The sequence below is a fragment of the Metabacillus flavus genome, assembly GCF_018283675.1.
GTDB classification, from domain to species: Bacteria; Bacillota; Bacilli; order Bacillales; family Bacillaceae; genus Metabacillus_B; species Metabacillus_B flavus.
The window spans coordinates 682869-707820 of record NZ_JAGVRK010000001.1 but is presented as its reverse complement, the minus strand read 5'-3'; the positions used below and the strand labels follow the sequence as shown (position 1 = coordinate 707820).

At 44.9% G+C, this 24952-nt stretch carries 25 protein-coding genes and 1 pseudogene; 10 read left to right on the top strand and 16 right to left on the bottom strand.

From position 1 onward, the window contains the following. Nucleotides 1–70 precede the first annotated feature (70 nt). Nucleotides 71–373, bottom strand: coding sequence for a heterocycloanthracin/sonorensin family bacteriocin (locus J9317_RS03720; protein ID WP_211556541.1), 303 nt, complete (start codon nucleotides 371–373; stop codon nucleotides 71–73). Nucleotides 374–583: 210 nt separating this feature from the next. On the opposite strand from J9317_RS03720, the gene J9317_RS03715 reads away from it, so the two are divergent. The 3 genes from J9317_RS03715 to J9317_RS03705 all read left to right on the top strand — a co-directional run bounded on the left by J9317_RS03715 (nucleotide 584) and on the right by J9317_RS03705 (nucleotide 1902). Further along, the gene (locus tag J9317_RS03715; RefSeq protein ID WP_211556540.1) at nucleotides 584–994 is read left to right on the top strand and encodes a DUF1801 domain-containing protein; all 411 of its coding nucleotides are present in this window, start codon (nucleotides 584–586) and stop codon (nucleotides 992–994) included. Nucleotides 995–1065: 71 nt separating this feature from the next. Further along, entirely contained in the window at nucleotides 1066–1428 is a 363-nt protein-coding gene (locus tag J9317_RS03710) for a hypothetical protein (protein ID WP_211556539.1), read from the top strand. Nucleotides 1429–1440: 12 nt separating this feature from the next. Further along, nucleotides 1441–1902 carry a GNAT family N-acetyltransferase gene (locus J9317_RS03705; protein WP_211556538.1) on the top strand — a complete coding sequence of 154 codons (462 nt, stop codon included), beginning with the start codon at nucleotides 1441–1443 and terminating at the stop codon, nucleotides 1900–1902. A 329-nt stretch (nucleotides 1903–2231) separates the two neighbouring features. Here the strand turns inward: J9317_RS03705 and J9317_RS03700 are convergent, their stop codons facing one another. After that, entirely contained in the window at nucleotides 2232–3128 is an 897-nt protein-coding gene (locus J9317_RS03700) for a TIGR01777 family oxidoreductase (protein ID WP_211562091.1), read from the bottom strand. Between the two features lie 25 nt (nucleotides 3129–3153). Beyond that, nucleotides 3154–4083 carry an aminoglycoside 6-adenylyltransferase gene (locus J9317_RS03695; RefSeq protein WP_211556537.1) on the bottom strand — a complete coding sequence of 310 codons (930 nt, stop codon included), beginning with the start codon at nucleotides 4081–4083 and terminating at the stop codon, nucleotides 3154–3156. 455 nt (nucleotides 4084–4538) lie between these two features. Between J9317_RS03695 and J9317_RS03690 the strand changes: the two genes are divergently transcribed. Further along, complete coding sequence (locus J9317_RS03690) at nucleotides 4539–5648, top strand: AI-2E family transporter (protein WP_211556536.1); 1110 nt, start codon at nucleotides 4539–4541, stop codon at nucleotides 5646–5648. A 70-nt stretch (nucleotides 5649–5718) separates the two neighbouring features. Here J9317_RS03690 and J9317_RS03685 read toward each other — a convergent pair whose 3' ends face one another. The 3 genes from J9317_RS03685 to J9317_RS03675 form a co-directional block, all read right to left on the bottom strand. Next, nucleotides 5719–6642, bottom strand: a complete 924-nt coding sequence (locus J9317_RS03685) for a transglycosylase SLT domain-containing protein (RefSeq protein ID WP_249291982.1) — start codon at nucleotides 6640–6642, stop codon at nucleotides 5719–5721. 109 nt (nucleotides 6643–6751) lie between these two features. Then, nucleotides 6752–8407, bottom strand: a complete 1656-nt coding sequence (locus J9317_RS03680) for an SWIM zinc finger family protein (RefSeq protein WP_211556535.1) — start codon at nucleotides 8405–8407, stop codon at nucleotides 6752–6754. Between the two features lie 77 nt (nucleotides 8408–8484). Continuing rightward, nucleotides 8485–9330 carry an AraC family transcriptional regulator gene (locus J9317_RS03675; RefSeq protein WP_211556534.1) on the bottom strand — a complete coding sequence of 282 codons (846 nt, stop codon included), beginning with the start codon at nucleotides 9328–9330 and terminating at the stop codon, nucleotides 8485–8487. 228 nt (nucleotides 9331–9558) lie between these two features. Between J9317_RS03675 and J9317_RS03670 the strand changes: the two genes are divergently transcribed. After that, nucleotides 9559–10509 (top strand): MBL fold metallo-hydrolase, encoded by a 951-nt coding sequence (locus J9317_RS03670; protein WP_211556533.1) that lies wholly within the window; start codon nucleotides 9559–9561, stop codon nucleotides 10507–10509. A 175-nt stretch (nucleotides 10510–10684) separates the two neighbouring features. On the opposite strand, the gene J9317_RS03665 is transcribed toward J9317_RS03670, so the two are convergent. From J9317_RS03665 to J9317_RS03650, 4 genes are all read right to left on the bottom strand, one after another. Continuing rightward, nucleotides 10685–11668 carry a DUF3231 family protein gene (locus J9317_RS03665; protein ID WP_211556532.1) on the bottom strand — a complete coding sequence of 328 codons (984 nt, stop codon included), beginning with the start codon at nucleotides 11666–11668 and terminating at the stop codon, nucleotides 10685–10687. A 459-nt stretch (nucleotides 11669–12127) separates the two neighbouring features. Then, nucleotides 12128–12565, bottom strand: a complete 438-nt coding sequence (locus J9317_RS03660; RefSeq protein WP_211556531.1) for a hypothetical protein — start codon at nucleotides 12563–12565, stop codon at nucleotides 12128–12130. A gap of 91 nt (nucleotides 12566–12656) precedes the next feature. Next, nucleotides 12657–13634: a ring-cleaving dioxygenase gene (locus J9317_RS03655; protein WP_211556530.1), complete on the bottom strand. Its 978-nt coding sequence runs from the start codon at nucleotides 13632–13634 to the stop codon at nucleotides 12657–12659. 144 nt (nucleotides 13635–13778) lie between these two features. After that, nucleotides 13779–14978 carry a dicarboxylate/amino acid:cation symporter gene (locus J9317_RS03650; RefSeq protein WP_211556529.1) on the bottom strand — a complete coding sequence of 400 codons (1200 nt, stop codon included), beginning with the start codon at nucleotides 14976–14978 and terminating at the stop codon, nucleotides 13779–13781. A 178-nt stretch (nucleotides 14979–15156) separates the two neighbouring features. On the opposite strand from J9317_RS03650, the gene J9317_RS03645 reads away from it, so the two are divergent. Further along, nucleotides 15157–16443: a phytoene desaturase family protein gene (locus J9317_RS03645; protein ID WP_211556528.1), complete on the top strand. Its 1287-nt coding sequence runs from the start codon at nucleotides 15157–15159 to the stop codon at nucleotides 16441–16443. Between the two features lies 1 nt (nucleotide 16444). Next, nucleotides 16445–17317 carry an RNA polymerase sigma-70 factor gene (locus J9317_RS03640; RefSeq protein ID WP_211556527.1) on the top strand — a complete coding sequence of 291 codons (873 nt, stop codon included), beginning with the start codon at nucleotides 16445–16447 and terminating at the stop codon, nucleotides 17315–17317. Nucleotides 17318–17346: 29 nt separating this feature from the next. Here J9317_RS03640 and J9317_RS03635 read toward each other — a convergent pair whose 3' ends face one another. From J9317_RS03635 to J9317_RS03610, 6 genes and pseudogenes are all read right to left on the bottom strand, one after another. After that, entirely contained in the window at nucleotides 17347–17778 is a 432-nt protein-coding gene (locus J9317_RS03635) for an NUDIX hydrolase (protein WP_211556526.1), read from the bottom strand. Further along, nucleotides 17768–18262 (bottom strand): GNAT family N-acetyltransferase, encoded by a 495-nt coding sequence (locus tag J9317_RS03630; RefSeq protein ID WP_211556525.1) that lies wholly within the window; start codon nucleotides 18260–18262, stop codon nucleotides 17768–17770. The genes J9317_RS03635 and J9317_RS03630 overlap by 11 nt, the downstream gene beginning before the upstream one ends. A gap of 140 nt (nucleotides 18263–18402) precedes the next feature. Continuing rightward, complete coding sequence (locus J9317_RS03625) at nucleotides 18403–18882, bottom strand: DinB family protein (protein ID WP_211556524.1); 480 nt, start codon at nucleotides 18880–18882, stop codon at nucleotides 18403–18405. A gap of 45 nt (nucleotides 18883–18927) precedes the next feature. Beyond that, nucleotides 18928–19563: a hypothetical protein gene (locus J9317_RS03620; protein WP_211556523.1), complete on the bottom strand. Its 636-nt coding sequence runs from the start codon at nucleotides 19561–19563 to the stop codon at nucleotides 18928–18930. A 474-nt stretch (nucleotides 19564–20037) separates the two neighbouring features. Then, nucleotides 20038–20163: pseudogene (locus tag J9317_RS03615) on the bottom strand (helix-turn-helix domain-containing protein); the annotation flags it as partial. Between the two features lie 104 nt (nucleotides 20164–20267). Then, nucleotides 20268–20852 carry a CGNR zinc finger domain-containing protein gene (locus J9317_RS03610; protein WP_211556521.1) on the bottom strand — a complete coding sequence of 195 codons (585 nt, stop codon included), beginning with the start codon at nucleotides 20850–20852 and terminating at the stop codon, nucleotides 20268–20270. 161 nt (nucleotides 20853–21013) lie between these two features. On the opposite strand from J9317_RS03610, the gene J9317_RS03605 reads away from it, so the two are divergent. The 3 genes from J9317_RS03605 (at nucleotide 21014) to J9317_RS03595 (ending at nucleotide 24932) form a co-directional block, all read left to right on the top strand. Beyond that, entirely contained in the window at nucleotides 21014–21871 is an 858-nt protein-coding gene (locus tag J9317_RS03605) for an alpha/beta fold hydrolase (protein WP_211556520.1), read from the top strand. A 298-nt stretch (nucleotides 21872–22169) separates the two neighbouring features. Then, on the top strand, nucleotides 22170–22493 hold the full coding sequence (locus J9317_RS03600; RefSeq protein WP_211556519.1) for a nucleoside triphosphate pyrophosphohydrolase: 324 nt from the start codon (nucleotides 22170–22172) through the stop codon (nucleotides 22491–22493). After that, complete coding sequence (locus J9317_RS03595) at nucleotides 22494–24932, top strand: DEAD/DEAH box helicase family protein (RefSeq protein WP_211556518.1); 2439 nt, start codon at nucleotides 22494–22496, stop codon at nucleotides 24930–24932. Nucleotides 24933–24952 lie beyond the last annotated feature (20 nt).

Here is a 24952-nt window from a genome sequence, read left to right as displayed (position 1 = left end):
TATGTAACAGAAATTGTCCGTTATGCATAAGGAAAAAACCTCTGCACAAACTTGTGCAGAGGTTTTAAAATCATTCCCCCCGGAAGCATCTTCCGCAGCGGGCACACCCTCCGCAGCGGGCACATCCGCCGCAACGGGCACATCCGCCGCATCCACCGCATCCGCCGCATCCGCCGCAGCCGCCGCAGCCCGCACAGCCCACACAGCCCACACAGCCGAAACATCCGAAACATCTTAAAATGCCAAAACCTACGCAACCGAAAATCCGACTTGAATCGCCATATTGTGCATCACGAGAATCCCAGGGAATCACTTGCCCTGCATGATAGTCGCCAAGCTGCAATGCCTGTAAATCATTTTGAATTGGATACATGATCATAACCTCCACATTTTTATATTTACAAAGTCTTTATTATCTAAAGCGGCGATAGGTGAATTCACCAATTTTCTGGCACATTCTCCTTCACTTTATGAATGATGGCGGGTTTGGGTTCTAACTGGGCGAGCCCATCTTTAAAAAGTTCAAAAGGTTTTTTTTGTTCAATCACGAATACAAAGGATAGGAAAGGAGCGTGTTGGATAAATGCCGAAAAAACAGCTCAAACACAACGGTTCTGAACAAGCTGCAGAATTTATGATTAGTCTTGAGCATCCATTAAAGAAGGAAATTGAAGAGGTCCGCTCCATCATTCTTGCTGCCTGCGGCCGGCTGACCGAACACATTAAATGGAATGCACCGAGCTTCTGCATAAACGGAGAGGATCGGATTACCTTTAACCTGCGGGGCAAAGACTCCTTCCGGCTGATTTTTCATCGTGGAGCGAAAGTAAGAGAGGGTACCGGCAAGGAGCCGCTTTTTCCTGATGAGACTGGATTGCTCGAATGGGCTGCGCCTGACAGAGCCATCGCAGTCTTTACAGATATGGAAGATGTAATGAATAAGAGAGGACATCTGGAGGAAATCGTGAAAACATGGATTGAAAGAACGGAATAATTCGGAGGTCTATTAATCTCTTACCCCTCTCAACTATAATGGAGTCATACTATAGAAAGCAGGTACATCAAGTGATACATACTTTATGGGTCATCTACTTAGGAATTTTGGGAACGGCAGCGATTGGCTTTTTGCTTAAAGGAGGGTACAAGACAAACCTGATGCGCGTGGATTTCGTCATCTCCATCATCACCTGGATCGGATTGATGGGGTATGTGACAAACTCCAGCTTCTTAAGTCCGCTTTTTTGGAAATTCGCTTTTTTCGGGGGTTTGCTGTGGGATATTATTTTCAGCATCAAATTGAAGGATGTAAATGGAGAACCCCTCTACGAAGAAATTCCAAAATCGGCCCGGCCGATAGTCATTGCCGGGAGTTTTATTGTTTTTCTCGGGCCGCTATACTACGGATTATTCAGGTATGCCTTTACTTAACAGGAGGTTTCTATGACCATTCATTTAAAACCGGTTACGAGAGATAACTGGGAGGATGCGTTGGAACTCAAGCTTAAATCGGCTCAAATCCATTTAGTCCCTTCACCGGCCGTATCTCTTGCAAAAATCGGCATAAAGCCGGATGGGGACAGCATTGAATATCTCCCATTCGGAATCTATCATGCCGCTAAAATGGTAGGCTTTATCATGCATGCACGTGATGAGGCGACGGCCAATATGTATTGGATCAACGGCTTTTTGATTGATAGCGAGCATCAGGGAAAAGGTTATGGCCGGGACGCCCTCGCTGAAATGATCCGCTGGATAAAGGAGCACAATCCGAACTGTCGGGAAATCCGTTTAACCGTAAGGATGGACAACGAAGGAGCAAGGAAGCTCTATGGAAAAATGGGGTTTCAGGCGACAGGGGTTATGTATGGGGATGAAGAGGTATGGGTTTTGGAGAATGCTTGAGTTTATTCTGAGGGGTCAGTCCCCTCAAACGGAGTGGCGTGAGCAGGGGTCCACTCGAACGGAGTGGCAGTAGCAGGGGTCAGTCCCCTCAAATTTTACCGAAGTGAAGCTCTGGCACCACCTTTTCAAAACCTTGGAGCGCTAGGGCTCGCGGACTGCGGTCTCTGTCCCCTGTTGCGGTGAAGAATAGGGGGACTGGCACCGTGCCAGTCCCCTCAGATTTTACCGCAATAAAGCTCCGGTACCATCCTTTCAAACCCTTGCTGCGTAAGGGCTCGAAGACTGCAGTCTCTGTCCCCTGATGCGGTGAAGGATAGCGGGACTGGCACCTACCTCGCTCCCTCTCCCAAAATCTCACCAAGCGCCGACTCCATATCCGGATACTTAAACGTAAACCCTTCCCTCTCCAGCCGCTCCGGAATCACCCATCTGCTTTTTAGAACGAGCTCGGTTTCCGTCCGAATGAACACGGCACCCATCCCCAGCATCCATTTCGGAGAGGGCAGTCCGAACTTGATGTTCATCGCTTTCCGAACCTCGCTCATAAATTCTTTATTGGAAATAGGCTTAGGCGCAGCCGTATTGAATACGCCGCTTAAGTGTTCGTTCTCACGGATAAATTGAATGATTCGGTAAACATCCTCAACGTGAATCCAGCTGAACATCTGCTTCCCCGATCCCTGCACACCGCCGAGTCCGAATTTGGCGAGGTTTTTGTATGGGGTCATGACGCCTCCGTCCCCGAGAACAATGGCAATCCTTAACGCTGCCTGGCGTGTATTCGGCAAGTCAAAACTGAAGAACGATTTTTCCCAAGCCTTGGCTACCTCTACAGAAAAACCAGATCCAATCTCCCCGTTCTCCTCTGTCATCGGCCGGTCCTCCGCATGGCGGTAAATGGTCGCTGTACTCGAGTTGATCCAAAGAGATGGCGGATTTACACATTTCAGAACCGCTTTTCCCAGCATTTCGGTTGTATCCGTCCTCGAGCTGAAAATCTCGGCTTTATTCTTCTCATTGTAGCGGCAATTAACGGATTTCCCTGCGAGATTGATCAGCATATCTGAGCCCTCAATTGCTTCAACAACTGAATCAAACCGGTCCCATGAATGGCTCTTTGAACCTCTCGAAATGACCTTCACATCATAACCCGCTCCTGCAAACTGGCCGTTCAGGTAATGACCGATAAACCCCGTTCCGCCGGCTAACACAACCTTCTTTTTCATTCCATCAGCTCGCTTCATTCTTTTGTTACCATTCTATCATTATAGTATTATAGATAGATGGGGATTTCTCAAAGCTCTTATTGGAGACCTGCACCAGGCATATCTTTACCCGCTTAAGATAGTTCGTCATTTTCGCAGCTTCATCCAAGTTATAGGTAAACGAGAAATAATCGGCGACTTCTTTAGCCAAAGCCTGGAACAGCTCACATGCCGCAAATACGGATCTCCACATGTTTTCCGGATTGCCGTCAGAGTAGGTTTCTTTATAAAGCTCCCAGTAGGATTCAGGCAGATACTTCTTGAAGTACTTTCCCATTTTCCCTGATGAAACTTGGAAGCCATGCTTAGTTCCAATCCACCATGAAACCATCTCATTAAGAACAGTTCGAACCGGGTCCTCAAAGAATTGCTTTGCATACGGCAGCTCGTCCCGCCAGATTCCTTTTGCCACGTTCTGAAGGCACCACCAAAATTCATTGCAGCCATTCAAAAAAAGCGGTTCAGAAGGTTTTTTTATGTGATAATCCTCATCAGATGGATCTGGGAGTTCCGGCAAAATACCGTCTTTATCCAATAACGAAACCGTCAGCTTCTCTGAGATATATCCGTTTTCCATCATCGCTTCCTCGGTTTCAATATGAAGGTCAATGCGAACTCCGTCAGTAAAAAGCATTAAATAGGCGTAGGATTGATCAAAATCCGTCTCTATTCCAACAAGCTGGTCCATTTTATCGGGCTCCTGGAGGATAAGCAAATCCCCGAACACTCCAATCCAGCCCTCATCATTAATGAAGGAAGCGGTTTCTGTCACTACATAGACAATATCGTAATCCTGAAAAATATCCTTCGGGGCATTCGGGTTCGTCCTTGAGCCATTCATATAGACTGCTCGAATGCGATGATCCCGTTCGGCCGTGCCTATAATTAAATCAAACATTTCCTTTTCAGTTCTCAAGCGCGGTTCACCCATTCCTTAAGGTTTTCTCTATAGGTACTTCTTGAAAAATAGCGGAATTCCTCCAATGTTATTCCCCTAAAGTTTCCGATTCTTACTGGCAGGGTAAAGTAGGCTGACTGATTGAACAAATAGGCTATGTTAAAGCATTTTGTTGATTTTTAAAACCTGTTGATTGGAGTGGAAGGCACGAGACTCCTGCGGGAGCAGCGGGACAGGTGAGACCCCGCAGTCGCGAAGCGAGGAGGAGGCTCACCGCCCGCCCCGCGGAAAGCGAGCGCCTGCTAGCTGCAATCAACAGCCAAGTTTAACAGAGCTAATAAATAAAAAGAACAATTTGGAAAAAAATGCGTTTCTTTTCGTTTTCTTATATAATTGAGTGTCTAAGCTTTTATTAATTTAGGCAATTGCGACATGATAATGTGCAATTGCTTTCGAAAAAGGAGTGTTCCAGTTTGCCGGATTCCAAATATTTCAGACTTGGTTATACCATCATCATTATTTTGGTCATCATTATGCTTGCTGTGAAGGTTCAGTTCATTTTCACACCGCTCGTCATCATTTTTCAAACGTTATTCTTTCCGTTTTTGATTTCAGGGGTCATTTTCTATTTATTTCGGCCAATCGTTCTTTACCTGGATCACAAAAAAGTTCCAAAAACGTTATCAATCGTTGTCATTTACATCCTATTTATCGGCATCGGCACGCTGCTATTCTTCCTTATTGGTCCCGAAATTCAGAAGCAGTTCAAAACACTGATTGATAATGCCCCAAGCATTATTGAAACGCTTCAGACCAAAGCCAATGAAATCAGACAAAGTTCATGGATGTCCCGTTTCGAGGAAAACAGCAATATGACGGTGGAACAGGCGACTGCCAAAGTTTCTGATTATCTTAAAAACAATGTAAGCAATATCGGAAACGGCATAACAGGCGTAATTGGCATTATCTCAAGCCTCGCCACCATCATCGTGACGGTTCCATTTATCCTGTTCTATCTATTGAAAGACAGCGAAGGCCTGTCAACAAAGATTGCCCGCTTCTTCCCGTTAAAAGCAAACGAATCAAAAAAAATTCTAAAGGACATGGACTCCGCGCTGAGTTCCTACATTCAGGGACAGGCAATCATCTGTCTAATAGTCGGTATCATGATGTACATAGGCTACCTGATTATCGGCGTCAAATATTCTTTGATCCTGGCGATTGTGGCCATGTTTACGAATGTGATCCCGTTTATCGGACCGTTCTTAGCTATCATTCCGGCGTTAATCATTGGATTCATTGACTCTCCATTTATGGCAGTCAAAGTACTGATCGTCGCCATTATTGTCCAGCAAATTGACGGAAATATCAGCTCCCCGCTCATCATGGGGCGGAAACTTGATGTCCATCCATTGACCATCATCCTTCTCTTGCTCGTCGCCGGAAGCATGGGCGGATTGCTCTTCATGATCCTCGCTGTGCCGGTATATGCCGTGCTGAAAGTAATCGTCAGCCATATTTACAGGCTGTATCAGCTGCATAAGATTGAGAAGAAACAGGTTTTGAAGATTGAGGAAGATTGAGATTCGCTTGCAGGAAAATAAAAAGAAGCAGAGATTAGCTTTCAATCTCTGCTTCTTTTTTTATGGCCTATTAAAGTTTTTTAATGTAAGCGGATGAAATATATCCCTTTATCTTTTGATCAGCCGTTCTTACCGGGTACCAAACAAATTGATTAGCAGAACTTTTGCTATAAACAAAATCTCCCCTAACTAATAAAACGGTATTTTTCCCCACATTTTTTGCCGATTTTGTAGTATCTGGATGAACCCTTACATTGACGCTATTTACTGTCACCATCACTCGATTTCCTGCTTTAAATTGATAAACGGTTGGATGCAGATTTTTTATAGAGTATTCCATCTTTCGAAAAACGATGTTCTTATTGGATGTGGGATCATATTCAAAATCTGCTGTATTGAAAGGGAATTGACCTAGATTTGCAGACCCCATTAAGCTATCTTTCACTATTTTGGTGAACACTTCTTCCTGGTACGCCCTTGTATTTTTCTTGCCGGTTGCTTTTATAAGCGGACTGTTCACAGGCTTGATTCCGTTATAAGCCATTACAGGAAAATACCAGTTTTCAATAATACTCCGGCCTGCCCCTTTTATCTTAGGAACATTACTATCATACTTTTTTGAAAGAATGCTAACACCAGCGTCAATGTTATAGATAACATTATTTTTCAATTTTTCCTTGGAGTAACCAGGGTAGTTAGTGACCTGCATAAGACCGATGCCGCTATCAACAGGTTTAATTCCAAATTGCTGCCACTTGCCATTTTCTTGCGTAGCAACAGCTTTCACTACTTCTGGCGGTATATCAGCTGCCAATGCAGCATTTGTTAACAAGCAATTCATATGCTGAAAAGACGGATTTACATTAGGTTTTAATACACCGTACTTTGTACACTTAGACGAAAAATTCGTTCCTGCAGCTTCTGCAGATCCTCCTGGATGAAACAACCCTAATGTCAAAACCGCAGTTAAACACAATTTCCCCATTAATTTCATTCAATTATTCTCCATTCATAATCGTTATTAATCTATGTAAATATTACCACACAAAAGAGAATAATTGGAAAATACAAAAAAGCAGACCAGAAATGATCTGCTTCTCCCCCTATACGTTCTCCAGTTCCTCCACCATCGCCGGACGGTAGTGATATTCCTTCTTCAGATCCTCTGCTAGCCCACGGGCGCTCGATTCCCCACATGCTTTTTTGTAAGGCTCAAATAGCTTGGTTACTTTCTTATACTGATTGCGGTTGGAGGCCCGGGATGATTCATTTCGAATGTGCTGGGCAAAAATGTCGTTCACTTCTTCTGGATACTCCCCCTGAATATAAGGATGCAGCCTTACGATTTCACTGGTTGAAGCGCGGCAGTACTCCAGAATTTTGTCCTTTTGGTTCTCGATTTTAAGGATTTCCAAGTAAGGGTTATAAGGACTTGATGGGTAGAGTTCAGTTAAAAGCTCTTCCAAAACAGCCGGCCACTCTTCAGGATCATACAGCTCTTTCAACTTGAGGTAGTAATGGATTCCTTCTTGACCGCTGATTAGCTTTCTTGCCAGTTCCTTTTGCTTTTCACGATCGCCAAGCAGCTCATAGGCCTTATATTCAAGCTTTTTCCACTTGATTATATTTCCCTGCCGTTCCTTTTTTGCATGGATTCCTTCTTCACATAGGGAAATCGCCTGCTGATAGTCCCCGCTTTCCATAGACCGGTTAATGGCTATTTCCCTGAATGACGGGTAGCTGAGGTTTGCCTTGAGAAATGCCTCGGCCTCTTCCAGGTCTGCCGATTCGTAAAGTTCAAGCAAAAAGCCCATGATGCTCTCTTCTTCATACCGTCCGCCATAATCTTCCCCATTTAGTTCCCTCAGTCGTTTCAACAGCGTCTTTTCCAGTTCTTTTCGGAGTTCAGGATCAACGGCAAACTGGACACATATCCGAAGCAGATCAACGCGCTCGCTCCAGTCATCGTATCTGGCATGCATGGCTTCTTTTAAAATGGCTTTCAATAATTCTTTCTGTTTCGCTTCCGGCCACTGCCCCAAGCCCTCTTCAACGGCTTCATCGATGAGATTCACGGCTGTAAATAATACAGAGCCGATAGAACCGCTGGAGTCATCTGTGTATTGCAGCATCTCAATAACGATCGACATGACCGCAAGACTCAGCAGCACCGTACTTTCAGGCTGGCCGGCATCCCTTTTTATCTGTGCCTTTTCAAGTGTAAGCACCGCTCCATAAAGGGCCTGATCAACTCGGCCATATGAAATGAATCCTTGCTTCTTAGCCTTGCGTATGTATTCGCGGATCATTTTTTTGCTCGCTGCCACCTCGTCCTCAATTGGCGCAAATTCGAAGAGCAGCTTTTTCTCAATTTCCGGATAGGTTTCAGAAAGGTCAATCAATACACGGACGAGGTCCTCTTTTTTCATTTGAGGAAGCAGGTCTTCAATCGCTGTCTCTTTCTTTTTCGATTTGCTCTCCTCGGGTTCCCGTTCCACCATGCCGTCTCTCAAAGCAAAAAGCACAGCCGCTTCATGCTTGCAGTAAAGCCCGTCGAACGGACAATCGCAATACGTTTCAAGAACCGTTCCGCCGGCCATTTTCACATTGACATGATAAGGATAGCTGCTGCCCTCTACAACGGCCTTATGCATGCCATCCACTTCCCGAAGCTTTAAGATCTGACCTTTTTTATAATAATCTTTTCCGCGCTTCAGGATCGTTTCATTGATAAAATCCTCAAAATCAGCTAAATACATATCCGGCACCCCGTCTGTTTGTCTTATCATTAATGTAACAGGTCTGCAACGGTCCTTTCAATCGTGTCAGGAATTCATCACTTCATGATCACCGGTACCCACAATTCATGCCTCGGCTTGCGGCCCGGTCCGTAGTAGCACTCGATGCACGGCAGATTCGCCAGTTCGTAGCCGGATGTAGGAACCCATTCCGTATAGAGGCGCTTCCAAGCATCCGGGATATTCGGAAATACCGCCCATGTGGCCGGGGGAATCGTAAGAATTTCCAAATCTTTTGGGAAGTCGCCTTCATACCGGACCCCCATAAAGTAATCAAATTCCTCATCGGTAATGGCAGCTTCTTTGCCGCAGACGCCTAAAATGCCTTCCATCTTACATTTTGGATTTTCCCATGACAGATCGATTAATTGCTGTGTAAACCCTTCTTTCTTCGCCTGGCTCCAGAGTTTTGGAATGGTTTTAAAGGCACGGCTTGTTTTCACCGGCTCCCTTTTCCCTGTTAAAATCAGTTCAAAATCAAGATGCTCAATCCGATACTCCATTTCCGTATCCCCTTTGATTGTTAATTGAAAGGAGAGCTTAGGAAAGGCTTTCAGCTGCGCTCCTTCCCGGCGTGCTTCAGAAGGCTTGATTCCATGGGTTTTATGAAACGCTCGTGCAAACGAATCCGCTGATTCATAGCCGTATTGATTGGCAATCTCCAGAATCCGGCGATCACTTTTCTGCAGCTCGAATGCGGCATGCGTCAGCCTTCTCCGCCGAATGTATTCAGAAAGGGATATTCCTGATATCGCCGAAAACATTCTCGAGAAATGGAATTCCGAGGAGCAGGCCGCCTTCGCCAATTCCTTATAATCAATCTCTTCCTGCAAATGATTTTCTATGTAATCCAATGCCCTGTTCATCCGGTCTAGCCATTCCATCCGCTAACCTCCCTTCCTCTTCTATTCTAATTAAGGACAAAAGTGTATGTCCGATATTCCTTGCACCAAAAAGCCGGATGTTTGTTCTTTTATATTTCAGCATATATTGACAAAATCCTCCCTGTCTTTCCCAAGTCTCCTCCAAAACTCTCATTTTTTACAAGGAAAAAGGATTCTAACTTCTCACCCCGAAATGGTTAGGCAACGCCAAAAAGCCAGGAGGCCCTAATGGAAAACCATTACTTTACGTGCGAGGAAGTTCGTCCAGGAGTGTATGCGGCCATTGTGAAAGAAGGAATGGGAGCGCTTGGAAATGCCGGGTTCGTCAATTTGGGACAGGTCACCCTCGTGTTTGATACGTTCGCTCTGCCACAGGCAGCGGCTGAGCTTCGGGCCACAGCTGAAAGCTTGACGGGAAACCCCGTGAAATACGCTGTTAACAGCCATTATCACGGCGACCATACAAATGGAAACCAGCTTTTTAAAGACTGTGTGATCATTTCCACCCCCAAAACGAAGGAAAAAATAGCTGAAGCTTTTGCAGAACAGAGTCTTTCTGAACGGAAAACTGCTCTAATAAACTTCTTGCAAAAAGCCGAAGAGAGGATCGCAGGAACGGAAAACGATCAGCTGCGCCGCTCCCTTGAAATCAATTTATCTGACAAACGAAGACAGGAAGAAGCGATGGATCTTTTAGAAGAAATCCTTCCAACCCTGCTGATGGAGAATAAGCTTGTCCTTGAGTGCAGCAAGCGCAGTGTGGAGCTTCATCATTTCGGCTGCGGCCACACGTGCAGCGACCTCATTATGTATGTACCGAAGGAAAAGGTTTTGTTCGCGGGAGACTTGGTTTTAGTAGACAACCATGCGTGGATGGGACATGGACGTCCGGAAGAATGGCTCACAATTCTGGACCGTCTCGCACCGTTTGAAATTGACGCGGTCATTCCAGGGCACGGACCTGTCGGAGGACCGGAGCATATAGGAAAAATGAAAAGCTACCTTAAAGATATGTTGAGTTTCGTATGCGCTCATAAACAGAAGGGGCTGACCGCGGAAGAAATTCTTCTCAAACCGATTCCACTTAAGCACGCCATTCTGAATAGTGCCCATATGTATGAGCGGAACGTGCGGTTTTTATCTGATTATGTGGAGCACGCTGCGATAAGCCATTCTTGAATAATCAAAAGGGGTCCCGTGCATAAAGCGCGGGACCCCTTTTTAACCGGACAAGGTGTGTTTCAGCAATTAATAGGAAAAAGTCAGCAATTATTTAGGAAAAGTCAGCAATTATCATAAACAGGTTTGTTATTAAGTAAATGGAGGCCCAATAAGCACCTCTGATTCATCCTGATCAGCTGTCCATTCCCGGAGGCTCCTCCATCCACCCTTTATCCATCATTAATTTGGCACCTGCCATCGTGTATTCGTACGTGTCTTTCGCAAATACGGCCGACTTTGCTCTCAAATCATTCCGAAGGATAAAAACTGAGCTAAAGCCCTGGCCTCCAAGCCCGAATCCGCCTAACAGGTATGTACAGTACAGCATCAGATATTCGGAGAAAGGTGCGGCTGTCGAGCCAGTTAAGGTTCCGCCAGATGCAGCAGGAGGCTGTATATCATCCGCCAGAAGAATTTCGTTCGTTTCTTTTAATATTTCCTTTGCCAGCTCGTGCCCGCTGATAAAGTATTTTTTCACTTCCTCATCCTTGGTGCATTGGGCAAAGGCCTTCATTAATTGCATTCCGAAAATGTTTGTCTCAATTGAATGGTACATCATCCCGAATTCAATTGTATTTAAGGGTCTTTTTTCTCCAAATAAATTGGTGCCTTTTGTGTAGGATTGATCTGTTATGTAACCAACCGATTTTGGCATGGTACTATAGTTGGGATATGATAGAAGTTCTTTTTTCAGAAGATATTGGGTGAACTTTTCATAATAGGTCTGTGTTAAATCCGTCAGCTGCCTATAATATTCTATAATGTCTTCCCGGTAAGAGATGGTCATGTGGAGTACATACATACCCATGCTGATTTGCTTCAGTACCCTGCAAAACATAATATCGAAGCCGTTATCGAATAGTTTCGGTGAATCGAGATGGACATCCTGGCTTGTAAATCCCACCGGTACGGCTGCTCCTTCCTTTTCAATCATCGTTTTCATTTCAAGAACTTTCTTATCAAGCTTCCTATGCAGATCAGACATCAAATTCCTTGCTTCATTCTCATCCGATTTCTCGATTAACCCCTCCAGTATTCTAAGGATCATCGTCTTTTTATGATACGTTGTCCACAAAGCACCGATCTCGGCTGAACTCATTTTCCTGGTCTTTGACATGATGAAGCAATCCCTTCAAGTTTTGTCCTTTTTATATAGTATGCGGAGTATTCCTTGCTACTATCCTTTAGTAGGACTGAAACGAAGACGAGAATGGCAAAAACCTGCCTGTCCTTCCCGTATTGTCTGACTCGTTGGCTGTTTTTCCGAATTTTTTTGCTATAGGAATGGCTGATTTGCACTAGTAGGATTCTCGGAGGAGAGAAAATAATTTTAATCCTCAGCCAGCATGTTCAATTGCCGATAGTGGTCAGTCTCCTGGAAATCCCGTTCATCCCATCCCAAGTACAGCCTGGATCGTTCCGTTTGAGCGCTTCGATTACCTCAGCCTCAATATAGGGAATACTGATTTCTTTCCCTACCCCTCTAAAGATCTCGCTCGCTGCCAGTGCTCCCCGGCCAATTCCGATCCTGCAGCAGGCCGGTAAGCCTTGGCCGTTCTAGGGATGTAGAATACGTTCATTTCTTTTGATTCAAAACCTCTAAAGCAGAGTCGTTATCCGGCTCCACTTCAAGGATCTGCCCGGCAATATCAATGGCTTCTTCCCTGCTTAAAAGCGGATCGGGAAGGATATGAAAAAACAGGAGATATTCTTTATAGGAAAGATCCTCAGGTGAGAGCTCGGCAGCTCGTTTTGCGTGGTAAAAGGCTGTTGGATAAGCCCCTTCAAAATGGGTTAACCCCATACTGAGCAGAAAGGAGGCTAAATAATGATGCTCTGACGTTTCCTCTTCCAGGATTAATTGATTTGCGAAACCATATGCAGCCATGCTTCCCTCTTCATATGCAATGAGGAAAAGGTTATCCATCAAGCTTTCCGCATCCATATTTTTATGACTGGCGATTTCCTTCGCTTTTTGAAAATCAGCGCTAAGAATTGCCTCTTTAAATTCCATCCACTCTTCCTCCTATCGTTCCACTATCTATTATATAAGAAAAACCCGTCAAATAATGACGGGTTTCCCGATGGTTTGAAGCAAGCTGTCTTTATTCCTTCACAAACTCCTTCGTACTCCTCACCGTATCAATCGGTCTTACCAAACCTTCAATCTCTGCGCGCTTCGGCTCAAGGAATGGAGGGAGCGACAATTTCTCGCCGAGTGTTTCATACGGTTCGTCTCCCATGAATCCAGGTCCGTCTGTCGCGAATTCGAACAGGATTTGCGGAGCCACTCTTGCATACAGGGATTCAAAGAAATGGCGGTTCACATAGCCGGAGTTTGGCAGACGGAAGCTTGAAAGCCTGTCTGTCCATTCATCCAGCACGGTGCGGTCTTCCACTCGGAACGCTGCATGATGAACGGTTCCAAAGCCCTGGACCGCTTCCGGAAGTTCCGGGTTATCCTCGACGATGACCTGAGCTCCGTTTCCGCCCTTTCCGACTTCAAACAGGTGGAACGAGTCTTCCTGCGCCGTTTCTTTAAATAGGAGAACCTTCTCAAGCATCTGCTTCAAGAAATCAAAATTCGCAATCCGGACGAAAATCGGTCCAAGTCCGGTGATCGCATACTCCAGTGGAACCGGTCCTTTTTGCCAAGGTGTGCCGGATTCGATTCCTTCGTTGTACTCATCGGAAATGAGCTGATACTTTTGATCATCAAAATCAGCAAACGACAGCGTTTTTTTCCCGAACTGCTCCGTAATGCCCTCATGCTTCACGTCCAGCCGGTCAAATCGCTTCACCCAGTAATCAAGCGCCGCATCGGTCGGCACGCGGAATGACGTTTTGGAAATCTCGTTCGTTCCGTGCATACCCTTCTGGATGCCCGGGAAATCAAAGAACGTCATATCTGTTCCCGCACTTCCCTTATCATCCGCGAAAAACAGATGGTATGTCTGGATATCATCCTGGTTCACCGTCTTCTTGATCAGTCTCATTCCCAATACATATGTGAAAAACTCATAGTTCTTTTCAGCACTGCTTGTAATTGCGGTTACGTGGTGGATGCCTTTTAGGTGGTTCATGGTCCACAGCTCCTTATAAAAATATCTTGGATTCGAGATAAATTTATCATGTAATGCTCAGCAAGTCAAGAACGGTGTTTATTTCCAAGTTGCTTAAATTAAATAGAGGATTCCTCATAACTAAGGAATCCTCTGGTTAACAAGCTATTCTTTCTCCCAGCGGTTAATCACTGCAGCATTCGCGGTGCTTCCGATGACATTGAGAGCGGTTCTGAATCCATCCGTTAATCTGTCGACTCCTGCGACAATCGCTATTCCTTCGAGCGGCAGTCCGGCCGCCGATAATACGGTCGTCATCATGATAATTCCGGCACCTGGCACTCCTGCCGTACTGAAGGAGACAAGCAGGGCGCTGATAAATACAGCGGTAATTAATGAAGCCGTAATGGGAACATCGAAGAACTGGGCGATAAACAGGGCGTTGAACCCCTGGAGAATGGCCGCTCCATCCCGTTTCACGGCTGTTCCAAACGGCAGCGCGAAGCTTGCCACGCCATGATTCATCCCATAGCGGCTTTTTGCGTTGTCCATGGAAACGGGAAGAGCCGCGTTGGAACTCGCTGTTCCGAACGCCAAAGAAAATGATGGGAAAAAGCTTTTAAAGAAATGGTTTGGCTTAGCGCCAACGATTAGCAGGAATACATAATAGATGGCCGTCATCACTGCAATGGCCAAAAGAAGTCCCACAATGTACAACAGGAGCTTGTTCAAAATGCCAAAGCCCTGTGAAGCAATGACAGAGGCCATTAAAGCAAATACCCCAATCGGTGCCGCTTTTAAAATCAGCTGCAGAATCCGATCTGCAATGGCATAGATGCTTTCCACCAATGACAGAAACGGCTTCGCTTTATCTTTTACCAGGTTCATGGCCACGCCGATCAGCACGGCGGATATGATAACCTGCAGCAAATTAGCGGTGCTCAAAGCTTCAAATGGATTGGTCGGGACAATGCTGACGAGCCACTCTACCAGGGATTGCCCCTTTTGAGTCTTCGGTCCCTCCCCCATATTGGAAAGGGACACACCTGATCCCGGCTGCAAAATCGCCGCCGTAATCATCCCCACAGCAAGCGCTACCGAGCTCGTCACGATGTATAAAGGCAAAAGCTTGATTGTATAAGAACCAATCTTTCCTGTTCCCTGAAGGCTTGTCAGTCCGATGATTAAGGATGTGAAAACAACGGGTACGACGATAAATTGGATAATGCGGATAAAAGCCTGTCCAATAGGTGACAGAATGTAACGATCGATTGTTCCCACTTGACCGGGTGCGAGCGCATGCAATAGAGCGCCTGCCACAATACCTAAAATGAGGCCTGCTAAGATTTTCGTTGATAACTTCAAGTTGTACCACTCCTTATCCCTAGTTGTTTCATAGGTTTACTATATAATAAGTTTCAAGATGAACCAACTCATATTACTTGAGGTAGTTTACCCTTCCCCGAACCATTTTCTTCTTAATTTGTCACAGAACACCTCCCCTCTTCGTCTTGTTACTAAAAACAGAAAGAGGGAATTTTTGATGAAAAAATATGAAGCAGCGATTATTGGCGGAGGGATTTCTGGTTTGACGGCGGCAGTTTATTTGGCAAAGGCCGGGATCTCAACGGTGGTGATTGAAAAAGGAAAAGCACTTGGGGGCCGGGCAAAAACAATCAAGAAGAACGGCGCCTATTTCAATATCGGAGCCCATGCTCTCTATAAAGGGGGAGCAGCGGAAGCGGTATTAGATCAACTGGGGATTGAACTGTCGGGCGGTGTACCTGATACGAAGGGGAGAGCCATTTGGAACGGGTCGCTTTTCTCGCTTCCTGCAAGCCTCTCCTCCCTCTTATCCACAAAACTTTTAACGCTATCCGGAAAGATCGAGCTCGGAAACGTGATGAGAAAGCTGAAGAATCTACAGCCTGCATCAATCGGCGAGAGGAGCTTACGGGATTGGGCTGAGGCTGAGATGACCGATCCAATGGTCCGGCATGCTTTTTACGCACTATGCAGAACCTCAACGTATTGCATCGGACCCGAAAATCAGCAGGCGGCGATTGTTCTCGATCAAGTGCAGAGGGGGATGAATGGGGTATTCTATATCGACGGCGGCTGGCAATCCATGATCGATCCGTTAAAGAAAAAGGCTATAGATTTCGGCGCAGACATCGTTCATCAATCTGCTGTTTCGATCAAGAAAGAATCAGGGTTTGTAATTACTTTAAAAAACGGGGACATCATCCAAGTTCCGATGGTTCTTTCAACAGCAAGCCCTCATCAAACCTTCTCTCTGGTAGAAGGAGCGGCTGGAACCTCATTAGATACATGGAGGCAGCGCGTCAAACCGATTTATGCCGCCTGCCTCGACGTTTCACTTCGTCAGCTCCCAAAACCGAACGAGCAATTTGCCATCGGCATCGACCAGCCGATCCTGTTCACCAATCAATCGAGAGCCGCCCAATTAAGCGATACTGGCTCCTCCGTGATCAGTCTCATCAAGTACTTGGGGACAGACTCAACCTCAAATGCCCAGTCTGATCAAAGAGAGCTCGAAAACGTCCTGGAATTAATGCAGCCAGGCTGGAGAAAGGAATTGGAAGGCTATCAGTACTTGCCTCACATAGCGGTGTCGAACGGATCCTGTGCACAGAATGGCTATCTTCCCCTCGGTCCAGCTGTCCCTGATATCCCGGGCCTTTACATTGCAGGAGATGGAGCCGGCCGCAGCGAATTACTTGCAGATGCCGCATTCGCAAGCGCGAAAAGAGCGTCAGCCTTGATGATTCAAAAGTGTGCAAACCCTGGAATTTTAAAGGAGGCATAATGTGAGTCCGACTGAATCCGAACTGCTTTTCACCTCTCACCACCCCCTGCTTTTCTCTTTGGCATACCGAATGCTCGGCAGTGTACAGGATACAGAGGATCTGCTTCAGGATGTGTATATCACATTCAGTGAAACAGAGACAGGGGGTATTCAAAATAAGAAAGCCTATCTATGCAAAATGGTGACAAACCGCTGTATCGATCGTCTAAAATCTGCTTCTAAGAAACGGGAACAATATACCGGAACATGGCTGCCTGAACCGCTGATTACCGAAAACCGTCCGAACGGCGACCCGGCCGGCCACATCTTTTTAAAAGAATCGGTATCCATGGCCTATCTGCTGCTGCTTCAGCAATTATCCGAAACAGAGCGTGCGGTCTTTATCCTGAAAGAAGTGCTTCAATACAGCTATGAGGAAATCGCGGAAATCGTCGGCAAGAGCAGCACCAATTGCCGGCAAATATTCTCGCGGGCTAAAAGGAGCATCGTCCCCCCAAAGGAAGAACCACAAATGACCCAAAAGGGAAAATTGCTCGCCGAACAGTTTTTTGGAGCCCTCGCTTCAGGAGATACAAGCAAAATGCTGAGCCTCCTGTCTGCAGACGCCTCCCTCTTAACGGACGGCGGCGGAAAAGTAAAAGCAGCCATCTTCCCAATCCTTGGAGCGGAACGCATCATCCGCTTTTACATGGGGATTCTGTCAAAGTTCCCTCAGGACATGACCTATTCCATCACTTACGTAAACGGAGATCCAGGACTCATTCTATATGCCGGGAAGCACGCGTACGCGGTCCTCTCCCTTCACATCGAGGACAACAAAATCCAAACAATTTACTCCGTCATGAACCCAGAGAAGCTCACTCATATTACTTGATAATAGAGCAGCCGCTTGGCTGCTCTATTTTAATACAAATCACGCTCTCTCATAAAAGCAATTGTTTTTCCATATAACATAGGTTGAATCTCAGGATATGTAAGGTGATTTGGCAGACTGTTAAATCCTTTTGCTTCTTCTATTTCAGAATCAGGTAATGGACCAGTTCCATTGATCCTTGCAAAGTATAATCGTCCATACACTTTATTTAAGGAATCATCCATTGAGTAATCACAGATTGGCAATATGTTACTTTCTTTCGTCCCCGTTTCCTCAAACAACTCTCGTCCTGCGGTTTCCTCGATTGTCTCACCTTGTTCCCTGTCTCCACCTGGAATCTCCCAGGATTGCCGGCTGCGATGTCTGACATACACCCATTGTCCTTTGTAATAAGCACTTATGACTGCAAAATCTAACTTTTGGTCTTCTACAATACCAAGATCATAGAATTCAATTTTCATATCCATCCACCATCTTATACATAAGCAAATCATCCACATACTTCCCATCCAGGAAGAATTCCTCGTGGAGGCGGCCTTCCTCTTTAAATCCGATGGCTTTGTAGAAAGCGATGGCCTTTTCATTTGTGGACAGGACTCTGAGGGAAATTTTCCTTACGCCCTGTTCGCGGGCGGTCTGCCTTAAGTGCTCCATGAGGCGGCTCCCTACTTTCCTGCCCTGATAATCAGGATGAATCCCGATCGCCATGTCGAACACATGCCGGTTGGACGGAATGTCGACAGGGTGCTTATAGCTTATGTATCCGGCAATCCGGTCTCCATCTGCCGCGACTGTCTGCTGCCCCTCGGGATACGATTTTTCGTAAACCCCGGCCGAGTCCCAATGGAGCAGAACGGGTGTAGTCGTGCTGTCCCAGATCAGCCGATCGAGCTCCATCAGCTGCTGCATGTCCTTCTTTTGTGACGGCCGAATGATGAGATTCATATGGACTCCCCCTTTTTCCTTATTATACTAAAAGAGCAGTACCGACGCTTCCTCTCCCTCCTATCGTAATTTCAATCATACTCCCATCTATTTAAGTCCCGTAAGGATTCCGCCAAAAAAGCCACTTAAAAAGTGGCTTTTCACTGCTTACGGGCCAGCAACGTCTTATACATCTTAATCGTATCAACGTGCATCCCCTCATGATACAAGCTGAAGGTAAGGAATTGTTCGACCGTCTCGAGCGTCATTCCGGCAGAAGTCGTATACGGTGCAGGAACCTTTTCCTCCAGGCGGCCGGACAGTTCTTCCCTGATCCGGGACTGCTGGGATTCCATGAGTTCCTTCAGCTCATTCAGCGTCGGAACGGGAAAAGAGTGCCCGTTTAACGGCGTGGATCCGTACTCAAACTGCTCTTTAAACCCATCCGGCAATACTTGAGGAAGACCTATGTATGAAAAAGCAAACCGCTCCAATACAACATACACATGTCCCGCATTCCAGCGAATCGAGTTCCTGAATCCATCCGGAATACGATCGGCCATATCCTCTGTCACGCCTTCCAGCTGCTTCAAGGTTTGGTTTCTCACAAACGCCAGCTGGTTAAATAGGAAGTGTTCCATCGTAATCATCTCCTGCTCTTTTTGATTATTTTACCAAAAAGAATATCATGATGGTAGATTCATAGTTAAACCATACGATTTGCTTTGCAGAATCCCGTTCTTCAAGTAATAGTAAATGTCCTCATCTTCCGCATCGTACACATACTGCACGGTCTTAAATTCTCCATTTTCCCCGTCCGTTTCTACACCAATGCTGCCTTTTCCACCCATGATCTTTTCAATTTGTTCCATGTTCATCCCTTCTTTTACTTGGTCAAATTGAGCTTTTGTCGCTTTTACGGTCGATTCGAGCCCCATCCTTGCCTGCTGTTTCGTCGCTAGCTTATTTTCTTCAAAGAACAGCATCGCCGAGCTAAGCTTCTTTTCAGCCCCCATCCATTTGTACGTAATGTTCCCGTCACCTTTATCATCTCCGACCAGTTCCCCCTTGGAGCCGAATAGGGCTGTCACCTCTTCATACGTCATGCCCCCTTTGGCCTTTTCATATTGTGCCAGGGTAATCGTGTTTTCTTTTTCCGGAGCCTTTTCTTCTGTTTTCTTCTCCTCTTTCTTCTTATCGCTCTTTGATCCTTCCTCTGCCGCTGCCGGTTCTGACTTCTTATCCAGCTCAGCATCACCGCATGCAGCCAAAGCCCAAATACTGATGGCCGCCACCAATAGGAATCCTGATTTTCTGTTCATGATCTTCAACATGCCAATCACCACTACCGGGTAGCTGTAGAGGGAAAATAGGATGACCGGTATTCATAATATGAAGTCATTGGTTTTTCTGATGCTGCTCTGTAAAGAACTCAAAAGACAGAGTAATGGCAGCACTGCACTCAATTCCCTGCCGCGCTGGCCATTATAAAATTAAAGTTAACCTCTCACAGGGGAGGCGCAATAAATGATTGAAGTTCATGATAGTATCTTGTTTAAATACTTATCTCAATTTACTGAGGATGCTTTTATTAAAATAAAAAAATGGTAGAAAAACAGTCTATCTATATAACAAAGTATCAAAACTGGCAAGTAAACGGGACCTCATTAGACTCGGAGTCCCTCGCAGGAAAGCTCACGAATGGGCAAACTCCTGAAAGGGATACTGGAGGGTACAAAGAGTCCCATATTAGAAAGAACCCTAAACAATTCTTTTTGGAATCATTTAGGGCTCCTTAAATGTCTACGTTCAATCGCATCTAATTGAAGAGCTTTTGTTAGGCTTTCCAAGACTGAAATAGAGACCTGAATATCCCTCCCTTGCTCAAGTCTTGTATACAAGTCAACACTTACACCCGTTAATCGAAGGTGTTTTGAAGTGTATCATTTATTTAGGTTAGTCTAATGATTTTAAGCTTTACCCCTTGGTTTTATTTAGCCAAAGGGGTGTCTTTTTAAAGTACTTATTACTTTTTCTTTTTCCTTGCATAAAATTCGGCTGCTTTTTGGCGATTTCCGCATAATTCCATACTACACCAACGCCTTTTTCCTGATTTTGAAGTATCGACAAAATAGAGATGACATTCCTGGTGTTCGCATTTCCTAACTCGATGTGCAGGGGTTGAATTTAGCGTTCGAATAATTGATTGGATGATAGTATATTGCACGTGTTCTATGGTCGTTAATCCTTCATAGACCAATGTCAATTTGTCAAACTCTGAATCGATAGATAGGCTTACCTTAATTTGTTGGGTAAGCCTTTTTAATTGCTCCGTGTGATTTAAAGAAAGTTTTCCTTGTTTTTCTAAATCACCTAAAATCATTTTGCTCAGGTCACGAAGTGATTTGAGGTCCTCTATAAAAGAATTAAGGATTTCTTCATTTTTTAAAGCCAGAAAATCTGACTTCCGTAATAATTTATTATCTTCAAGCCACTGAAGAGTTTTGGATGGCTCGATAAGGATATCAATGTTTTGGTTTTCGGAGATATACCGTGTATTTACCAGGTTTATCCACGCTGCTCCACCTAATAAGAATAGTGATTTGTTCAATATGTTTCACCTCCATTTAATTATAACCTTTAAAAAATCCGTTTACAAGTTAGATAGTGAGTAGTAATATAGAGTTGCGTAACCGCTAAAATTTATTTTTAGAGGTTATAATAAATCGTTTTTCTGGAGTGATAATAAAAAATTTAAAGGAGATGTAAAAATTGAAAATTAGTTATCATAAACAAAAAGTCGGGGATTTTGAAGTTTTTTATCGTGAAGCTGGTCCTAAGAACGGTCAAGTAATTTTATTATTACACGGATTCCCATCTTCAAGTCATATGTTTCGGGACCTTATTCCTAAGCTGGCAGAACAATATCGTGTCATTGCCCCTGATATTCCTGGGTTCGGCCAAACAATAACTCCACAGCGCAGTCAATTTAACTTCACATTTGAAAATCTGTTCAAAGTAGTTGAAGGTTTTACTGAAGTATTAGCTCTAAAGCATTATATCCTTTATGTGTTTGATTACGGTGCACCTGTTGGCTATCGTTTGGCAGTAGCTCACCCGGAAAGAGTTCAAGCAATTATTAGTCAGAATGGCAACGCTTATATGGAGGGATTTAGTGACGCATGGGGACCATGGAAGAATTATTGGTACTCTCCAACACCTGAAAACCGTGAAGCCTGCCGAGATTCTTTGACCCCCGAAACCATTAAAAATTTTCAGTATCTACATGGAACTGAAGCCAGTCTTGTTTCACCAGACGGGTATTCCTTGGACATTGCTTACATGTCTCGCCCAGAAGCTGAAGAAATCCAACTGGACTTAATTCTTGACTATAAATCAAATATTGAACGTTATCCTGACTTTCAGGCTTATTTTCGTAAGTTCCAACCTAAACTTTTAGCCGTATGGGGTAAAAATGATCCTGCATTTCTCCCTGCTGGAGCCGAGGCTTATAAGCGCGACATTCCATCTGCAGAAGTTTATTTACTTGATACTGGACATTTTGCACTTGAAACACATGCTGCAGAAATCAGTGAGCTAATTCACAAATTTCTAAAAAAAGTAAAGTAGTAACGTGTGAGGACAAAAAGAATGGTCCATGCATAGAAAAAAGACAGTCCAGCAAACCGAAAAACGGAGTGCTTATACTGTCTTTTTTCATTCGGTCAGTCTATTTCCAGGGATTTTATTCAACCTCGCCACCACCACCAAACATATATTTCCAAAAACGATATAGATTTCCGCTTAAGGCGTTCGCGTCAAAATAAACACTACGCTATAACACAGCTATAAGAAAAAGAGAACGTTGCAATGACGAGAGAGGATAATGGTAAAATAAGAGAAACAACCAAAACGGAGGAATTAAGCTATGCCTGTCTACAACAAACTCGTACGCGACAACATCCCTCAAATCATCCAAGCAACCGGCAAGTCTTTCGAAACCCGGATACTGGAAAACGAGGAATACATCAATGAGCTGAAGAAAAAGAGCTTCGAAGAACTGGATGAATACATGACCGCTGAAACGAACGCAGAGGCAATTGAAGAACTGGCAGACCTAATGGAAATCATCAAGGCCTTTGCAGAGGTGCACGGCTCAAGTCTTGCCGAAGTCGAGAAGATCCGCCAGGAAAAAGCGGAAAAGCGTGGCGGGTTTGAGGAGAAAATCTTTTTGGTTCAGGTAGAGGATTAAATGCAGATCTCCCTATATACAGAGAAGCTGCTGATTCCGGTTCTTGACCGGATTCAGCAGTCCAGCACAATCTATATTCTGACTGCCTTTGCCATGAAGTCAGGAGTCTCTTTGCTGAAGACAGCTTTGGCAGAAGCCGCTGAACGGGGAGCCGATATTAAGCTCTTAACCGGAGACTACTTATATGTCACCCAGCCGGATGCGTTAAAAGAACTGGCATCCATTCATGAAAGTATTGAAGTCCGCTTATGGCGGAGCAGCGGAATCAGCTTTCATCCGAAGGCTTATTTGTTTGAATCCGAAGCACAGGGCCATTCCATTATCGGCTCTTCCAATCTATCAAAATCCGCTTTAACCAATGGGGTGGAATGGAGTGTCGGCATTCTTGAAAACGAGGAAAAGCTTCTATTTGAAGAAGCAAGCCGAAAATTCATTGATTTGTTTCAAGCGGAAAACACCATTGCGGTTAATCTGGAAACCTCCAAAAGGTATGAAGAAGAATACATAGACTTTCATAAGCAGCACCCGAATTTAGCAAGAACGTGGACCAAGCAGGAAGAGCAGGAGCTCATGATGCCGGATGAAGAGAAGCCTGATCCCGATTCGATGATGATAATGGAGACAGAGGAAAGCTACTCTGTTCTGGCCCCCCGCTTCGCTCAGATAGAAGCACTTGAACAGCTGCACAGTACAGTGGAGGAAGGCTACAAAAAAGCCATGGTTGTGATGGCTACCGGTCTTGGAAAAACCTATCTGGCCGGGTTTTTCGCGCAGAATTTCTCCAAGGTTCTGTTCATTGCCCATTTAGAAGAGATCCTGCACCAGTCCGCTGAATCGTTTCTAAAGGTGATGCCTGATAAAACTGCCGGTATTTATAACGGACGTCAAAAAAATACTGATGCGGAGCTACTGTTTGCTTCCATTCAAACGTTAAGCAGGAAACGCCATTTAGAGGTGTTTGATCCAGAGGAATTCGATTTGATTGTAATCGATGAGTTTCATCATGCGGCGGCTGCATCCTACAATAAGATACTGGATTATTTCAAGCCCTCCTTCCTGCTCGGCATTACAGCCACACCTGACCGCGCTGATAACCGGGATGTGTATGCGCTATGCGAAGGAAATGTTGCCTACAAAATTGATTTTCTCGAGGCCATTCAAAGAACATGGCTCTCTCCGTTTCGATATTATGGTATTTACGATGAAACAGACTATTCGAAGCTGACATGGCGCGGGACACAATATGACCAAGAAGAACTGATGGCTGTCCAGCTAAGAACGGAGCAGGCAGCTCATATTCTCCAGTCATGGGAAACCTACAGGAAAAGCAGAACACTCGTCTTTTGCTCCTCCATCCGCCAGGCTGATTTCCTGTCTTCTTATTTTGCAGACAATGGCTATCGGACGGTTTCACTTCACTCCAAGCAAAAGCAAGTCAATCGGAAGGACGCCGCCCGTGCATTAGCTGATGGTGAACTGGACGCCATATTCGTCGTGGACCTTTTCAATGAAGGAGTAGATATTCCAACAGTGGATACTCTTCTGTTCGTAAGACCGACCGAATCTCTCACCATCTTCACCCAGCAAATCGGACGGGGACTGCGACTGCATCCTGACAAGGAGCACTGTGTCATCATCGATCTCATTGGAAACTACCGAAATGCCGACATTAAGCTGAGCCTGTTTGATACAACTACTCCCACTGCTAAAAAAGAAAAGGTCATTCAGCCGGTTGTCCCACTCTCCTGTTCTGTGGACCTGGATATTCAAGTCATTAACCTGTTAAAAGAATTAACAAAGAAACGACAGCCGCGGAGAGAAAGACTGCTAAGCAACTATCAAATGGTGAAAGAAGAGCTGGGCAGGAGACCTAGTTATCTTGAGTTGCATTTATATGGTCAGCTTTCTGCGAATGAGTATAAGTCAGAGTTTAAAACTCTTTTCAGCTTTTTAAATTGGACCAATGAATTAACCATCGATGAACAAAAGGTATTTTTTCAGCATGAAAACTGGCTGCGCGAAGTAGAACGGACAGGGATGAGTAAAAGCTATAAAATGATTCTTCTACTGGCAATGCTCGAACGGGGCATGGACAATTGGTATAAACCGATAACTGCCCGTGAAGCGGCTCCATTTTTTCATACCTATCTTATGTCAAAGGAATACAGAAAGAGAATAGACTTTTCCGATGGACAAGGAAAAAAACTGTGGGACTACGATCAGGAGAAGGTTGCGGGATTGATTGAGAAAATGCCGATGAGTAAGTGGAGCGGTAGTTCTGATGGGTTGGTGAGGTTTAGTGATGGAGAGTTTTCTTTTCAGATAGATCCTGATAACAGCTCGAAAGAAACTCTTTATCTTTGGACTAAAGAGATCTGTGAGTATCGGCTTCATCTCTATTTTGAGAGAAAAGATAATTCTCGCAATCTATTAAGTTAATAAGAAGAAGACAACCTGTT

What these genes read in the sequence shown, in the direction of transcription:
- J9317_RS03720 (WP_211556541.1), bottom strand. Translation starts at nt 373, where the DNA reads ATGTATCCAATTCAAAATGATTTACAGGCATTGCAGCTTGGCGACTAT.
- J9317_RS03715 (WP_211556540.1), top strand. Translation starts at nt 584, where the DNA reads ATGCCGAAAAAACAGCTCAAACACAACGGTTCTGAACAAGCTGCAGAA.
- J9317_RS03705 (WP_211556538.1), top strand. Translation starts at nt 1,441, where the DNA reads ATGACCATTCATTTAAAACCGGTTACGAGAGATAACTGGGAGGATGCG.
- J9317_RS03700 (WP_211562091.1), bottom strand. Translation starts at nt 3,128, where the DNA reads ATGAAAAAGAAGGTTGTGTTAGCCGGCGGAACGGGGTTTATCGGTCAT.
- J9317_RS03685 (WP_249291982.1), bottom strand. Translation starts at nt 6,642, where the DNA reads ATGAAATTAATGGGGAAATTGTGTTTAACTGCGGTTTTGACATTAGGG.
- J9317_RS03680 (WP_211556535.1), bottom strand. Translation starts at nt 8,407, where the DNA reads ATGTATTTAGCTGATTTTGAGGATTTTATCAATGAAACGATCCTGAAG.
- J9317_RS03675 (WP_211556534.1), bottom strand. Translation starts at nt 9,330, where the DNA reads ATGGAATGGCTAGACCGGATGAACAGGGCATTGGATTACATAGAAAAT.
- J9317_RS03670 (WP_211556533.1), top strand. Translation starts at nt 9,559, where the DNA reads ATGGAAAACCATTACTTTACGTGCGAGGAAGTTCGTCCAGGAGTGTAT.
- J9317_RS03665 (WP_211556532.1), bottom strand. Translation starts at nt 11,668, where the DNA reads ATGTCAAAGACCAGGAAAATGAGTTCAGCCGAGATCGGTGCTTTGTGG.
- J9317_RS03660 (WP_211556531.1), bottom strand. Translation starts at nt 12,565, where the DNA reads ATGGAATTTAAAGAGGCAATTCTTAGCGCTGATTTTCAAAAAGCGAAG.
- J9317_RS03655 (WP_211556530.1), bottom strand. Translation starts at nt 13,634, where the DNA reads ATGAACCACCTAAAAGGCATCCACCACGTAACCGCAATTACAAGCAGT.
- J9317_RS03645 (WP_211556528.1), top strand. Translation starts at nt 15,157, where the DNA reads ATGAAAAAATATGAAGCAGCGATTATTGGCGGAGGGATTTCTGGTTTG.
- J9317_RS03635 (WP_211556526.1), bottom strand. Translation starts at nt 17,778, where the DNA reads ATGAAAATTGAATTCTATGATCTTGGTATTGTAGAAGACCAAAAGTTA.
- J9317_RS03630 (WP_211556525.1), bottom strand. Translation starts at nt 18,262, where the DNA reads ATGAATCTCATCATTCGGCCGTCACAAAAGAAGGACATGCAGCAGCTG.
- J9317_RS03625 (WP_211556524.1), bottom strand. Translation starts at nt 18,882, where the DNA reads ATGGAACACTTCCTATTTAACCAGCTGGCGTTTGTGAGAAACCAAACC.
- J9317_RS03620 (WP_211556523.1), bottom strand. Translation starts at nt 19,563, where the DNA reads ATGAACAGAAAATCAGGATTCCTATTGGTGGCGGCCATCAGTATTTGG.
- J9317_RS03600 (WP_211556519.1), top strand. Translation starts at nt 22,170, where the DNA reads ATGCCTGTCTACAACAAACTCGTACGCGACAACATCCCTCAAATCATC.
- J9317_RS03595 (WP_211556518.1), top strand. Translation starts at nt 22,494, where the DNA reads ATGCAGATCTCCCTATATACAGAGAAGCTGCTGATTCCGGTTCTTGAC.